The organism is Alcanivorax sediminis (assembly GCF_009601165.1).
GTDB lineage: Bacteria > Pseudomonadota > Gammaproteobacteria > Pseudomonadales > Alcanivoracaceae > Alcanivorax > Alcanivorax sediminis.
The window spans coordinates 1,601,770-1,616,149 of sequence record NZ_WIRE01000001.1; the positions used below are offsets into that span (position 1 = coordinate 1,601,770).

Below are 14,380 nucleotides of genomic sequence, written 5' to 3' on the forward strand. Positions count from 1 at the left end.
ACAGGAAGAGGCCGCGTCCAGAGGTTGGATGCGGCCTTTTTGTTTTGTTTGAAGGCTTTCCTTGGAGCCGCTGTAGGAGCCATGCTTGCATGGCGATGCGCGTGTTAACGCGTTGGGTGGGGTGTCGCGGCGGCCATCAGGTTTGTGCAGCCTTGAAAATAATGTCCTCGCTGGCGCTCGGGATCGCCATGCAAGCATGGGCTCCTACAGCGGGGCTGTAGTGAGATAGTCGAAAATGAAGAGGCCGCGCCTGGAATCCGGGCGCGGCCTCTTTGGTTTCAGCTGAGCATCGCCATGCGAGCATGGCTCCTACAGGTGAGGCTTACTCCTCTGCCTGATCTTCCAGTGACTGGTTGATGGCCAGGGCCATGAGGGTGCAGATCACGCCGGAGAGCAGGTACACCGTGACTGACAGCAGGCCGAACTTGGCGGACAGGCCCAGGGCCACCAGCGGGGCGAAGGCGGCGCCGAACAGCCAGGCGAAATCGGAGGTGAGTGCCGCGCCGGTGTAGCGGTAGCGCGGGGCGAAGTTAGCGGTGACGGTGCCGGAGGCCTGGCCGTAGGACACGCCCAGCAGGGCAAAGCCGAGCAGGATGAAGGTGTCCTGCATGACCGGGCTGCCGCCCATCAGCAGCGGGGTGAGCAGGCTGAACACGCCGATCATGGCAGCCAGGGCGCCCACGGTGGTGCGTTTGCCGATGCGCGCGGCGATCCAGCCGGAGCCGATGGTGGCCAGAATGCCGACGAAGCCGCCGACGATCTGTACGGTGAGGACCTGGGCCGTGGTCTGGGTGCCCTGGAAGGCGATCCAGGACAGCGGGAAGATGGTCACCACATGGAACAGGGCGTAGCTGGCCAGGGCAGCGAAGGAGCCGATGAAGATGTTGTGGCCTTCTTCGCGCACCATTTCGGTGGTGCGGATGGGCTCCAGTTCTTTCTCCTGCATGGCTTCGGTGTACTCATCTCCCAGCACCAGACGCAGGCGGGCAAACAGGGCCACCACGTTGATGGCGAAGGCCACGAAGAACGGGTAACGCCAGCCCCAGCCGAGGAAGTCGGCGGCGCTGAGGCTGTTATAGAGGTACAGGAACAGGGCGCTGGCAATCACAAAGCCCAGCGGGGCACCCAGCTGGCCAATCATGGCGTACCAGCTGCGTCGCTCTTTCGGAGCATTCAGGGCCAGCAGGGAGGGCAGACCATCCCAGGAGCCGCCGAAGGCCACGCCTTGCATGATGCGCAGCAGGGCCAGCAGGGCGATGGCGTAGCCACCGATCTTTTCATAGCCGGGCAGGAAGGCGATACCGGCGGTGGCCGTACCGAGCAGGAACAGGGCGGCGGTCAGTTTGACGCCGCGCCCCCACTGGCGCTGGATCCACATGAACAGCGCGGTGCCAAAGGGCCGTGCCACAAAGGCCAGGGCAAACAGGGAGAAGGCGTAGAGCATGCCCTGCAGCTGCCCGGTAAAGGGGAAAAACAGCTGGGGAAAGATCAGTACTGAGGCAATGCCATACACGAAAAAGTCGAAATACTCGGAAGTGCGGCCGATGACCACGCCCACCGCGATCTCGTTGGGGGCGACGTCGGCGTGATGCTGGCCCGCCGGGGCCGTCATGCTAGGGGTCATAAATGCGCCTTTACTCTGCCTTGTTGTTGTCTGCATTGATCCAGATCTACTTAGGACTTTAAGCCGATGGGACAAAATGTCCAATACCGGCTACCACATTGCTTGGCTAAGGTGCTCACATATCCCATAAGCCAACCGAAGTACGCCAATGCAAATAGCCAACTTTTTGCGTGGGGTGGTGTTGACCCTGCTGGCAGCCGCACTGCTAACCGGCTGCGACACGGTGGTAATGTCCCCGTCCGGAGACATTGCCATGCAACAGCGTGACCTGCTTGTCTGGGCCACGATCCTGATGTTGCTGGTGATTGTGCCGGTGATCGTGCTGACCCTGTGGTTCGCCTGGCGCTACCGCGAGACCAACGAGGACGCCACCTACGCGCCGGAGTGGACCCACTCCACCGTGCTGGAACTGGTGATCTGGTCGGTGCCGCTGTTGATCATCATCGCGCTGGGCGCCATGACCTGGGTGGGTACCCACAAGCTGGATCCCTACCGTCCGCTGGACCGCATCGATGCCCAGACCCCGGTACCCGCTGATCTGGAGCCGCTCACCGTGGAAGTGGTGGCGCTGGACTGGAAATGGCTGTTCATCTATCCGGAGCAGGGTATCGCCACCGTGAATGAGCTGGCGGCGCCGGTGGATCATCCGATCCGCTTCAAGATCACGGCTTCCACCATGATGAACTCGTTCTTCATCCCCGCGCTGGCCGGGCAGATCTATGCCATGGCGGGCATGGAAACCAAGCTGCATGGCGTGATCAACGAGCCGGGCGTGTACAAGGGCTTCTCCGCTAACTACAGCGGGGCGGGCTATTCCCATATGAAGTTCGACTTCCACGGCCTGTCCGAGGCGGACTTTGAGGCCTGGGTGGCCAAGGTGAAAGCCAGCGAGCTCAACCTGGACCGCGACACCTATCTCGAGCTGGAAGTGCCCAGTGCCAAGGTGCCGGTCACGCTGTATTCCGACGTGGACCCGACCCTGTATCACGGCATCCTCAATCGCTGTGTGGCGCCGGGCACCGTCTGCATGGAAGACATGATGTATCACCCGGGACAGGGTGGTCACGCCGGTCATGGCACCCATCAGGCTGACGGAGCAGACGCTCACGGCGGCCAGCATGAAGGTGGCCATCATGAATAAGACCGACTTTCCGATTTACGCAGTAGCAGGTGTTGCCCATGTTTGAAAACCTGGACCTGACCAAGCTGATCTTCGGACGCCTCACCTGGGAGGCGATCCCTCTCCACGACCCGATCATTCTCGGTACCTTTGCCGTGGTGGCCATCGGTGGCGTTGCCATGCTGACGGCCATTACCCGCTACAAACTGTGGGGTTACCTGTGGAACGAGTGGTTCACCACCATCGACCACAAGAAGATCGGCATCATGTACATCATTCTCGGCCTGGTGATGCTGCTGCGCGGCTTTGCCGATGCCATCATGATGCGTCTGCAGCAGGCGCTGGCCTTCGGGGATTCCGCGGGCTATCTGCCGCCGGATCACTACGACCAGATCTTCACCGCCCACGGTGTGATCATGATATTCTTCGTGGCCATGCCGCTGGTCACCGGGATCATGAACTACCTGATCCCGTTGCAGATCGGTACTCGCGATGTGGCGTTCCCGTTCCTGAACAACTTCAGCTTCTGGATGACCACTGGTGGTGCTGTCCTGATGATGATGTCCCTGTTCGTGGGTGAATTCGCCAAGACGGGCTGGCTGGCCTACCCGCCATTGTCAGGGATATTGCAAAGCCCGGGCGTGGGGGTCGACTACTACATCTGGTCGTTGCAGATTGCCGGTGTGGGTACCCTGCTGTCGGGCGTGAACCTGCTGGTGACCATCGTGAAGATGCGTGCCCCGGGCATGAGCCTGATGAAGATGCCGGTGTTCACCTGGACCTCCCTGTGCACCAACGTACTGATCGTGGCCGCCTTCCCGGTGCTGACTGCGGTACTGGCCATGCTGTCCATGGACCGTTATCTGGATACCGCCTTCTTCACCAATGATCTGGGCGGCAACGCCATGATGTACGTGAACCTGATCTGGATCTGGGGTCACCCGGAGGTGTACATCCTGATCCTGCCGGTGTTCGGTATCTTCTCCGAGATCGTGGCCACTTACAGCCGCAAGCCGCTGTTCGGTTACACCTCCATGGTCTATGCCACCGTGGTGATTACCGTGCTGTCCTACCTGGTATGGCTGCACCACTTCTTCACCATGGGCTCGGGGGCCAGCGTGAACTCGTTCTTCGGGATCACCACCATGATCATCTCGATCCCGACAGGCGCGAAGATCTTCAACTGGCTGTTCACCATGTTCCGTGGTCGCATCAAGTTCGATGTGCCGATGCTGTGGACCGTGGGCTTCATGGTCACCTTTGTGATCGGCGGCATGACCGGCGTGTTGCTGGCGGTACCGCCGGTGGACTTCGTGCTGCACAACAGCCTGTTCCTGATTGCGCATTTCCATAACGTGATCATCGGCGGTGTACTGTTCGGTCTGTTCGCGGGTATCACCTACTGGTTCCCGAAGGCCACTGGATTCAAGCTGGACGAGTTCTGGGGCAAGATCTCCTTCTGGTTCTGGCTGATCGGCTTCTACTTTGCCTTCATGCCGCTGTACGTGCTGGGCCTGATGGGCGTGACCCGTCGTGTCAGCCACTTCGAGGATCAGTCCCTGCAGATCTGGTTCCAGATTGCTGCCTTCGGTGCGGTGCTGATCGCCGTAGGTATTGCGGCCTTCCTGATCCAGCTGGTGGTGAGCTTCAAGCGTCGTGAGGCGCTCAAGGATGAAACCGGTGATCCGTGGGATGGCCGTACCCTGGAGTGGTCCACCTCTTCACCGCCGCCGCCGTACAACTTTGCCTTTACGCCTCGCGTGCACGATCTGGACGCCTGGTGGCAGATGAAGCAGCACGGTTTCCAGCGCCCTGAGTCCGGCTTTATCCCGATTCACATGCCCAAAGGCACCTGGGCGGGCATCGTGCTCTCCGGTATCAGTGTGGTGGTGGGTTTTGCCCTGATCTGGCACATGTGGCTGCTGGCCGGTGTGTCCTTCGTGGCCCTGATTGCGACAGCGATCTACCACACCTTCGATTACGACCGTGACTACTACATCCCGGCGGAAGAAGTAGAGCGGATTGAAGCGGAACGTACACGGGTGCTTGCCAATGTCTGATAACACCATGACTGCCAACGCGCAGAAGGCCCCGCTGGAATTTCTCGTGAAGGGGGATCACCACCCCCAGAACGGCACCCTGCTGGGCTTCTGGATTTACCTGATGAGCGACTGTTTGATCTTCGCTTGTCTGTTCGCCACTTACGGTGTGCTTGGCCGCAGTTATGCGGGCGGGCCCACCGGCATGGAGTTGTTCGATCTGCCTCTGGTGGCCATGAACACCTCCCTGCTGCTGGTGTCGTCCATCACTTACGGTTTCGCCATGCTGCAAATGCAGGCCAACCGGGTGAAGGGCACCATGTTCTGGCTGGCTATCACCGGCCTGCTGGGCGCCGGCTTCCTGGGCCTGGAACTGTATGAGTTCCATCACCTGATTCACGTGGGCGCTGGCCCGCAAACCAGTGGCTTCTGGACCGCCTTCTTTGCGCTGGTGGGCACCCACGGTCTGCACGTGTTCTTCGGCATCGTGTGGCTGGTGACCCTGCTGTTCCAGCTGAAGAAGCGTGGCCTGATTCCGGAAAACAAGCGTCGCGTCTTCTGTTTGTCCATGTTCTGGCATTTCCTGGACGTGGTTTGGATCGGCGTGTTCACCTACGTTTACCTGATGGGAGTGCTGCCATGAGTGAGCATACACACGATCATGACCACCACGAGGTGGAAGGTCCCCACGTTACCCTGAAGGAATATGTCACCGGCTTCGTGCTGGCGGTGATCCTCACCGTGATTCCGTTCTGGGTGGTGATGGGCGATGTGTTTGACAGCTCCACCACCACCGCCATGGTGATCCTGGCGTTTGCGCTGGTGCAGATTGTGGTGCACATGGTGTATTTCCTGCACATGAACTTCCATTCGGAAGGCGGCTGGAACATGTTGGCGCTGATCTTCACATTGATCCTGGTGTTCATCACCCTCGCAGGTTCCCTGTGGGTGATGTACAACCTGAACGTGAACATGATGCCGGGGATGATCAACTAGCTTAGCTGGTTCATCCCACCGTAGGAGCCTGCCTGCAGGCGAATCTGTCTTTGTTGGTGAGGGATCACCTGCCGGCAGGCTTCTACGGATTTCTTCCCCTCTCCTCCACGTTTGAAGAGGCATGATCATGGCTCGTCGGCGTTTTCTCTCTTTCCTGTTTCTGTTGCTGGCGGCCGTGGCGTTTGCCGGCTTTATGGCGCTGGGCATCTGGCAGGTGAAGCGGCTGGCCTGGAAGGAAGATCTGATTGCCCGGGTGGAGGCGCGAGTGCATGCCGAGGCTGTGGCGATACCGGCGAATTGGCCCGCGGTGAGGGAAGACAGCCACGAATACCAGCACGTTACAGTGAGCGGCGAGTATCGCCCGGAGGCCGTGTCACTGGTGGCGGCGGCCACGGAAGAGGGGCAGGGCTACTGGGTGATGGCGCCGTTGCAGCAGGCCGATGGCCGCTGGGTGTATATCAATCAGGGCTTTGTGCCGCAGGCCGAGCGCAAGGCTGCCGAGGCCGGGACATTCACGCCGGAGGGGGCGGTGACGGTGACGGGGCTGTTGCGCATGAGTCACCCCGGTGGTGGCGTGTTACGTGACAATGTGCCTGCCGAAAACCGCTGGTACTCCCGGGATGTGCAGGCCATGGCGGCCCGGCAGGGCATTGCGCCCGTGGCGCCCTTTTTTGTGGATGCGGCTCGAACCAGGGAGGCCCTGCCGGTGGGCGGGCTCACCGTTATCCAGTTCCGTAACAACCATCTGGTGTATGCCATTACCTGGTTCGCTCTCGCGCTGGGTATGGTGCTGGCCAGCGTTCTGGTGCTGCGGCATCGCTGACGCTTTCACGTGGAAGCCGTTACACTTGGCGGCATGGATAACATGAGTACAACCGATTCCGCCAACCGGCATCCGCTATCTGCCCTGCGCAGCATGCTGGGTAGTGGCAATGATGATGCGACGGGCCGCAAGAACCTGCAGCTGCTGATTCAGCTGCGCTGGCTGGCCATGTTTGGCCAGTTCGCCACCATTCTGGTGGTGCGCTTCGGGCTGGATGTGCCGCTGCCGGTGTCGAACATGCTGGTCGTGCTGTTCGGTCTGTTGCTGTTTAACGCCCTCAGCGTACTGCGCCTTCGCGTTCGCCGTCCGATTGGCAATACCGAACTGTTTTGCTCGTTGCTGGTGGACGTGGGCACTCTGACCATCCTGTTGTTTCTCAGCGGCGGGGCCACCAATCCCTTCGTGTTTTTGTTCCTGCTGCAGGTCATTCTCGGCGCGGTGCTGCTGGAGGCCTGGTCTACCTGGGTGATCCTGATTGTGACCACGCTGTGTTTCGGCTGGCTGGCCTGGTACGGGCATCCTTTGCCGATGCCACTGGATCATTCCAAGGGGCTGTTCAGTCTGTACATCGAAGGCATGCTGATCTGTTTTGTGCTGAACGGCGGCCTGTTGGTGATCTTCATCAATCGCATTAATCGCAACAAGCGCCAGCGCGATGAGCGTCTGGCAGAGCTGCGTCAGCGTGCGGTGGAGGAGGAGCACATTGTGCGCATGGGTCTGCTGGCCTCGGGAGCGGCCCATGAGCTGGGTACGCCGTTGGCCACCCTGTCGGTGATTCTGGGTGATTGGAAGCACATGGAACCGTTCAGGAATGATTCGGACATGGCCCAGGAAATCGCCGAAATGCAGACCCAGGTGCTGCGTTGCAAGTCCATCGTGAGCGGAATTCTGCTGTCTGCCGGGGAAACCCGTGGCGAGGCCTCTGAAGAAACCACGGTGCGTGAGTTCCTGGACGAGCTGGTGGACGAATGGCGCGATACCCGGCCGGTGAAGGATTTCATTTACATGAATGATTTCGGTACGGATCTGCGCATTGTGTCTGATGACGCACTCAAGCAAAGCATTCACAACGTGCTGGATAACGCGCTGGAGGCGTCGCCGAACTGGGTGCGGCTGGATGTGCACCGCGAAGACGAAACACTGCTGATTTCGGTGACAGACCGGGGGCCAGGGTTCCCGGAAGAAATGCTCGACAGCATTGGCCGGCCGTATCAGTCCACCAAGGGGCGTCCGGGCAGTGGCCTTGGGCTGTTCCTGGTGATGAATGTCTTGCGCACCCTGGGCGGCAATCTGCGCGCGCGCAATCTGGTTCAGGGTGGTGCGCTGGTGACCTTGTCGCTGCCCCTGAACACGGTCACGCTGGAAGAGGAGGGCTGACATGTCTGATGCCATCGAGAATGAAGAGCGCCTGTTGTTGATAGTTGAAGATGACGAAGCGTTTGCCCGTACCCTGGGTCGCTCCTTTGAGCGTCGCGGCTATACCGTGGTGACGGCGGACAGCCATGAGGCGATGGAAACCGTGCTCCAAACCCATAACCCGGGTTACGCCGTGGTGGACCTGAAGATCAAGGGCGAAGCCTCCGGGCTGGCCTGTGTGCAGACGCTGCACAAGCACAATGCACAGACACTGATTGTGGTCCTGACCGGCTATGCCAGCATCGCCACGGCGGTGGAAGCGGTGAAGCTGGGGGCTTGCCACTATCTCGCCAAGCCTTCCAATACCGATGACATTGAAGATGCCTTCCAGCGTGCCGAAGGCACCACCGAGGTGGCCCTGACGGCACGCTCTTCGGATCTGAAAACGCTGGAGTGGGAGCGCATTCACGAGACCCTGGCCGAGACCGGCTTCAACATTTCCGAAACCGCTCGCCGCCTGGGCATGCACCGCCGCACCCTGGCCCGCAAGCTGGAAAAACAGCGGGTGAAGTAAAGCAATTAATAGTTAACAGTGAATAGTTAATAGCTAAATTCAAATTCAAAATATTATGCGTTAGATAAGCGTTGCGCAGGAGCGTCGCTGGCGTCGCTTCAAAAAAACTCCTCCCCTGTCGAATTGTTGTCATGTCATTCGATTAGCTATGGATAGCCAATCATCTCAAGGAGAGAAACCATGTCTGATCTGTCGATCAACCCCTACCTGAATTTTTCCGGGAACTGTCGTGAAGCCTTCGACCTCTATGCCCGCATACTGGAAGCGCCGGTGGCATTTCTGATTACCATGGGGGAATCCCCGATGGCGGATCAGGTGCCCAAAGCGATGCATGATCGTATCTGCCATATCTGTCTCAAGCGCGATGGGCTAACGCTGATGGGGTCTGATTGTCCGCCGGATCAGTATGAAACCCCGCAGGGGACCATTATCAATATCGGGGTGGAAACCGCGGAGAAGGCCGAAGCCGTGTTTGCCCAGTTGAGTGAAGGAGGCAAGGTCACCATGCCGCTGGAAGAGACCTTTTGGGCAACGCGGTTCGGAATGTGCGTCGACCGGTTTGGCGTACCTTGGATGGTGAACTGCGACAAGCCCATGCCGTAATTTTAGGGGCATAGCCCTCGCTGTGGCTCGAGATCGCCATGCGAGCATGGCTCCTACGGGGTGAGGTTGTATGGGGTTACGTTAGTGCAGGCGTTCCGGGGGAGGGGTGTAGCGGTGGGGAGGCAGGTCTACCCGTTGCACAACGCCGCCCATGACGATGGTGTGCCCCTGGTAGCGCTCGCCGCCAGTGACGGTGAATTCAAACCGGTAGATGCGGGTGATGCGCAGCTTGCCGTTGCCGTCCCGTTGCAGAGCCAGCTTGTCCATGCCTACCGTGTCATCGAGAAATTCCACTTCTTCCCGCTCACAGTATTTGCGTGTGTAGCCCAGCGCCCGTTCGCGGATGCCGTGGGAGCGCCAGAACAGGGCCGCGATGATGATCACGGCGGTGACCAGAAAGATATCGCCGAGTTGCAGGTTCACCGTGAGGCTCCCGGCAGGCTGCCGAACAGGCTGACCCACTGCTCCTCGGTGAGGTTGTCCAGTGTGTCCATGTTGCGCTCGGGAATGGCTTCCGGGTCCGGATAACTGGCGAGGCCCTGTTCCAGGCTGTCCTCACGCAGCAGGTGCAGAATCGGGAAGGGCGCGCGGTTGGTGTAGTTGCTTGGGTCATCTGCTTCCGTGTCGGCAAACTGGTAGGCCGGATGAAAGCTGGCGATCTGGAAGGTGCCAACCCAGTCCTGCTGTTCCAGCAGCGCATCGGCGAGATCCAGCACGTCATTGTAGTCGTAAAAGTCTTCCAGTTGATCGGGGATGATCAGCAAGGTGGTATCGATGGTGCTGGCGGGGGTGGTGGCCAATGTTTCCAGTTCGTCGTAAAGGTCCTGCAGCAGGGTTTCCACATTGCGGCTGTCACTGACCGCGAAGCGTACCTGCCCTTTCTGGAACGGCTTGCGGGCGAAGGGGCACAGATTCAGGCCAATCACCACTTGTTCCAGCCACTGGCGGGTCTGATTGATGTAGCGGGTTTTTTCCACGTCGTTCATTCTGTGATGCGCTCTATATGTGTCGTAGGGCGGTATGCCCGGTTTTGTGGGATCTCGGCTGCAAGCGATCCGAGCCACAGCGAGGCAAACAAGAAGCGAGTGTCGAGTGACGAGTTTCGAACGGCAAAATCCGGAATATCCCGGTTGTTCAGGTTTTCGTGACTCGAACCTCGTACCTCGCTTTCTGGAATCAATACCTCCGAGGTTCGGATTGCTTGCAGGCATACCCTGAAGGGCCCGGAGCGCTCCTGCACTAAGCGTTAGTCCAGTATGTCGATATCGTCGCCCACTCGGACGACCCCGGTGGACAGGATCTCGCAGCGCAGCCCACCACGGCCCATGAAGGACTGAATGATGCGGGTGGGGGTGAGCTCGCCGGCCAGCAGTTTACCTACTACCGAGCAAGGCTCGCACCGTTCAATACCGCGCACCCGCACCGGGCCGACCATGAACTCGCGGCCTTCCAGGGCATTCAGGTCCACGCCTTTGGTAACGATGTTGCGGCGCAGCTGGTGTGGCTGGACTTCCTGACCAAACTCCTCGTTGAAAGCGTCCACAGCTTCGTGCTCGATCAGGGTCAGCTGTTCTTCGGGTTTGGTGTTCCGCTTGCAGTGACGATCGCCAACAATGCCGCAGCCAGCCCGTAATTGAACGGCTTCATGGCCGGTCATGGGCCCGCGTGACTCGTCAGCGGTGTAGAGGGCGACAATATTCATGAAGTATTTGGCCTGACGCCGGAAGCCCGACGCCTGACGATCAATCTGTCCGGTGGATGATGAGTCTAGTCTACATGAGTGTAGCCAGTGTGGGAGCCAGCCTGCTGGCGATATATCACTTGCAGGCATACCTGAAGGGCGTAGGTAGACGTCAGGCATTCAGTGTCTGGCGTCTGGCGTCTGCATTGACTACAATTTCACTCATCGATTTGGTTTGAGAAAGGACGTCCCCTTGGACTGCGCCCCGATCAACAGCTTTGCTTTCCTGTCCGCACCCGCCAGCTGGCGATGGTGACGCTCCCCCTGTGCCTGCGTTGATGCACTGGCACGCCCCTTTTGCTTCATTTTTCTCTACAATCTGCGTTCTCGATATCGGCCTGCCTGGAAAAGGTCGGATAAGGAAAAACCATGTCACCACAAGAACTGGAACGTTACGCCGAGCAGGGCTATACCCGGGTCCCTTTTGTCCGCGAAGTGCTGGCGGACCTGGATACCCCCTTGACGGCATACCGCAAGCTGGCCCAGGGGCCCTACAGCTATCTGTTTGAATCCGTACAGGGCGGGGAGCGCTGGGGTCGTTACTCCATTCTTGGCCTGCCTGCGTCGGAGGTCATTCGCATCACCGGGCAGACCGTCTCGGTCAGCAATGCCGAGGGGGAAACCCGTCAGGATGTGGACGACCCGATCCGCTGGATTGAGGACTACCGTCAGCAATATCAGTCTCCGGAACTGCCTGGCCTGCCCCGTTTCAACGGCGGTCTGGTGGGTTATTTCGGTTATGACAGCGTGCGCTATTTCGAGCCCCGTCTGGGGCCCGCTCCGGGCAAGGATGTGCTCGGGGTGCCGGACATCCTGCTGATGCGTTCCGAAGAGGTGGTGGTGTTCGATAACCTGCGTGGCGCCCTCTATCTGATTGTGCATGGGGACCCCAGAGCAGAAGGGGCGGCGGCCCAGGCGGAGGCACGTCTGGAAGCTCTGGAGCAGCAGCTGCGTGCGCCGCTGCCCGAGCCAGAACATGTGGTGTACGGCGACCCGGTGGACGAGAGCGATTTCCAGAGTGAGTTCCCGGAAGACCTGTTCAAGGCGGGTGTCGAGAAGGTGCGCGAGTACATTCTGGCCGGCGACGTGATGCAGGTGGTGCCGGCCCAGCGCATGAGTTGTCCGTTCAAGGCGCCGGCCATGGATCTGTACCGGGCCCTGCGTTACCTGAATCCGTCACCGTACATGTTCTATCTGGATCTGGACGATTTCCACATCGCCGGGTCCTCGCCGGAGATTCTCGCTCGGGCGGAGCAGGGCAAAGTGACGGTGCGCCCCATTGCCGGTACCCGCAAGCGCGGTGCCACGGTGGAAGAGGACAACGCCCTGGAAGCCGACCTGCTGGCCGACCCCAAGGAGATCGCCGAGCATCTGATGCTGATTGATCTGGGTCGCAATGACGTGGGCAGGGTGGCCAAGCCTGGCAAGGTGAGCCTCACCGACAAGATGGTGGTGGAGCGTTACTCCCACGTGATGCATATCGTGTCCAATGTGGAAGGCGAGCTGAAGGACGGCCAGGGCCCGCTGGATGTGCTCAGTGCTACCTTCCCGGCCGGTACCCTGAGTGGCGCGCCAAAGATTCGCGCCATGGAAATCATTGATGAACTGGAGCCCACCAAGCGCGGTATCTACGGTGGCGCAGTGGGATACATCGGGTTTAACGGAGACATGGACACGGCTATCGCCATCCGCACTGCGGTGGTGAAGGACGAGCGACTGTACGTGCAGGCCGGTGCCGGCATTGTGGCCGACTCGGTGCCCCAGTCGGAGTGGGACGAGACCATGAACAAGGCCCGGGCGGTATTCCGGGCGGTGAATCTGGCTTTGGGTGGTCTCAACCTGGCAGACGGAGGGCAGCGGTAATGCGTGTCTTGATGATCGACAACTACGACAGTTTTACCTACAACCTGGTCCAGTATCTGCAGGAGCTGGGCGCCGAGGTGCTGGTGCATCGCAATGACCAGATTACCCTTGAAGAAATCGAAGCCCTTAACCCGGATCGACTGATGGTTTCTCCGGGGCCCTGTACGCCCAATGAGGCCGGCATTTCCATCGCGGCTATCACGCATTTTGCCGGCAAGTTGCCGATTCTGGGCGTGTGTCTGGGGCATCAGAGTATTGGCCAGGCCTTTGGGGGCAAGGTGGTGCGGGCCCGCCAGGTGATGCACGGAAAGACTTCGCCGATCTACCATAGTGGGGTGGGCATCTTCCGTGACCTGCCGTCGCCCTATACAGCGACGCGGTACCATTCGCTGGTGGTGGAGAAAGACAGCCTGCCGGATTGTCTGGAGATTACCGCCTGGACTCAGCACGACGACGGCAGCATGGACGAGATCATGGGCATGCGACACAAGACCCTGCCCATCGAAGGGGTGCAGTATCACCCCGAGTCCATTCTCAGTGAGCACGGCCATGCTTTGCTCGATAATTTTCTGAAAGGAGAGCAAGGCGCATGAACATTCAGGAAGCGCTGGCCAAGGTGGTCGACCAGATCGACCTGAGCGTGGACGAGATGCAGGACGTGATGCGCCTGATCATGACTGGCGGTGCCACTGATGCCCAGATTGGTGGGTTTCTGGTGGCCCTGCGCATGAAGAGCGAATCTCTGGATGAAATTACCGGCGGTGTGCAGGTAATGCGCGAGCTGGTGACGGCGGTGCCGGTGGCCAACCGCCAGTACCTGGTGGATATCGTGGGTACCGGTGGTGATGGTGCCAACCTGTTCAATGTGTCCTCTGCCAGTGCCTTTGTGGCGGCGGCGGCCGGTGCCCATGTGGCCAAGCATGGTGGGCGTTCGGTGAGTTCCAGTAGTGGTTCTGCTGATCTGCTGGAAACCGCGGGTATTGCTTTGGATCTCACTCCGGAGCAGATCGGCAGCTGTGTGGATAATGTGGGTGTAGGCTTCATGTTTGCGCCCAATCACCACAAGGCCATGAAGTATGCGGTAGGGCCGCGCAAGGATCTGGGTATGCGTACCCTGTTCAATATTCTCGGCCCCATGACCAACCCGGCGGGCGTGCAACGTCTGGTGCTGGGGGTGTTCAGCGAGAAGCTGTGCCGCCCCATGGCGGAGGTGATGGGCCGTCTCGGTGGTGAGCATGTGATGGTGGTACACAGCAAGGATGGTCTGGACGAGATCTCCCTGGCCACCCGTACCCATGTGGCGGAGTTCAAGGACGGTCAGGTCACGGAATATGACGTGACCCCGGAAGATCTCGGTCTCGACTCCGCCTCTCTGGTAGGGCTGGATGTGACCAGCGCGGACAGCTCCCTGGCCCTGATCAAGGATGCCCTCGGCAAGCGCTCCACCGAGGCGGCCAACAAGGCGGCGGACATGATTGCACTGAATGCCGGCGCAGCCATCTATGTGAGCGGCATTACCCGCACTCACAAAGAGGGGGTACGAATGGCGGAAGACCTGATACACAATGGGGAGGCAGCCGAACGCATGCGTGAGCTGGCTCAGTTCAGTAACGCCCTGAAGGCTGCTGACTAGGGAGAGCC

General features: G+C 59.7%; 15 protein-coding genes. 11 read left to right on the plus strand and 4 right to left on the minus strand.

The annotated features are described in order from the left end of the window. Nucleotides 1-322: 322 nt before the first annotated feature. Nucleotides 323-1,624, minus strand: coding sequence for an MFS transporter (locus tag GFN93_RS07270; RefSeq protein WP_153500138.1), 1,302 nt, complete (start codon nucleotides 1,622-1,624; stop codon nucleotides 323-325). A 148-nt stretch (nucleotides 1,625-1,772) separates the two neighbouring features. On the opposite strand from GFN93_RS07270, the gene cyoA reads away from it, so the two are divergent. The 8 genes from cyoA (at nucleotide 1,773) to GFN93_RS07310 (ending at nucleotide 9,135) form a co-directional block, all read left to right on the plus strand. After that, on the plus strand, nucleotides 1,773-2,765 hold the full coding sequence (gene cyoA / locus GFN93_RS07275) for a ubiquinol oxidase subunit II (RefSeq protein WP_153500140.1): 993 nt from the start codon (nucleotides 1,773-1,775) through the stop codon (nucleotides 2,763-2,765). Between the two features lie 38 nt (nucleotides 2,766-2,803). Beyond that, entirely contained in the window at nucleotides 2,804-4,804 is a 2,001-nt protein-coding gene (gene cyoB, locus GFN93_RS07280; RefSeq protein ID WP_153500141.1) for a cytochrome o ubiquinol oxidase subunit I, read from the plus strand. After that, nucleotides 4,797-5,426 (plus strand): cytochrome o ubiquinol oxidase subunit III, encoded by a 630-nt coding sequence (gene cyoC / locus GFN93_RS07285; protein ID WP_153500143.1) that lies wholly within the window; start codon nucleotides 4,797-4,799, stop codon nucleotides 5,424-5,426. The genes cyoB and cyoC overlap by 8 nt, the downstream gene beginning before the upstream one ends. Continuing rightward, nucleotides 5,423-5,779, plus strand: a complete 357-nt coding sequence (gene cyoD, locus GFN93_RS07290; protein ID WP_153500145.1) for a cytochrome o ubiquinol oxidase subunit IV — start codon at nucleotides 5,423-5,425, stop codon at nucleotides 5,777-5,779. The genes cyoC and cyoD overlap by 4 nt, the downstream gene beginning before the upstream one ends. A 127-nt stretch (nucleotides 5,780-5,906) precedes the next feature. Next, complete coding sequence (locus tag GFN93_RS07295; protein ID WP_235901720.1) at nucleotides 5,907-6,602, plus strand: SURF1 family protein; 696 nt, start codon at nucleotides 5,907-5,909, stop codon at nucleotides 6,600-6,602. 42 nt (nucleotides 6,603-6,644) lie between these two features. Next, a complete protein-coding gene (locus GFN93_RS07300) occupies nucleotides 6,645-7,979 on the plus strand; it encodes an ATP-binding protein (protein ID WP_235901722.1) in 1,335 nt (444 codons plus the stop codon). A gap of 1 nt (nucleotide 7,980) precedes the next feature. Beyond that, a complete protein-coding gene (locus GFN93_RS07305) occupies nucleotides 7,981-8,532 on the plus strand; it encodes a response regulator transcription factor (protein ID WP_153500148.1) in 552 nt (183 codons plus the stop codon). 180 nt (nucleotides 8,533-8,712) lie between these two features. Beyond that, nucleotides 8,713-9,135, plus strand: coding sequence for a VOC family protein (locus GFN93_RS07310; RefSeq protein ID WP_153500150.1), 423 nt, complete (start codon nucleotides 8,713-8,715; stop codon nucleotides 9,133-9,135). Between the two features lie 81 nt (nucleotides 9,136-9,216). Here GFN93_RS07310 and GFN93_RS07315 read toward each other — a convergent pair whose 3' ends face one another. The 3 genes from GFN93_RS07315 to GFN93_RS07325 all read right to left on the minus strand — a co-directional run bounded on the left by GFN93_RS07315 (nucleotide 9,217) and on the right by GFN93_RS07325 (nucleotide 10,837). After that, the gene (locus GFN93_RS07315; protein ID WP_328594377.1) at nucleotides 9,217-9,558 is read right to left on the minus strand and encodes a DUF3301 domain-containing protein; all 342 of its coding nucleotides are present in this window, start codon (nucleotides 9,556-9,558) and stop codon (nucleotides 9,217-9,219) included. Then, nucleotides 9,555-10,121 (minus strand): DUF1415 domain-containing protein, encoded by a 567-nt coding sequence (locus GFN93_RS07320; protein ID WP_153500152.1) that lies wholly within the window; start codon nucleotides 10,119-10,121, stop codon nucleotides 9,555-9,557. Before GFN93_RS07320 ends, GFN93_RS07315 begins: the two co-directional genes overlap by 4 nt. Before the next feature lie 260 nt (nucleotides 10,122-10,381). Further along, nucleotides 10,382-10,837, minus strand: coding sequence for an MOSC domain-containing protein (locus GFN93_RS07325; protein WP_153500154.1), 456 nt, complete (start codon nucleotides 10,835-10,837; stop codon nucleotides 10,382-10,384). A gap of 408 nt (nucleotides 10,838-11,245) precedes the next feature. Between GFN93_RS07325 and trpE the strand changes: the two genes are divergently transcribed. The 3 genes from trpE to trpD are packed head-to-tail and all read left to right on the plus strand — an operon-like array spanning nucleotide 11,246 to nucleotide 14,372. Then, complete coding sequence (trpE, locus tag GFN93_RS07330; RefSeq protein WP_153500156.1) at nucleotides 11,246-12,739, plus strand: anthranilate synthase component I; 1,494 nt, start codon at nucleotides 11,246-11,248, stop codon at nucleotides 12,737-12,739. After that, a complete protein-coding gene (locus tag GFN93_RS07335; RefSeq protein ID WP_194285763.1) occupies nucleotides 12,739-13,332 on the plus strand; it encodes an anthranilate synthase component II in 594 nt (197 codons plus the stop codon). Before trpE ends, GFN93_RS07335 begins: the two co-directional genes overlap by 1 nt. After that, the gene (trpD, locus tag GFN93_RS07340; RefSeq protein WP_153500158.1) at nucleotides 13,329-14,372 is read left to right on the plus strand and encodes an anthranilate phosphoribosyltransferase; all 1,044 of its coding nucleotides are present in this window, start codon (nucleotides 13,329-13,331) and stop codon (nucleotides 14,370-14,372) included. Before GFN93_RS07335 ends, trpD begins: the two co-directional genes overlap by 4 nt. The last annotated feature ends 8 nt before the right edge of the window (nucleotides 14,373-14,380 follow it).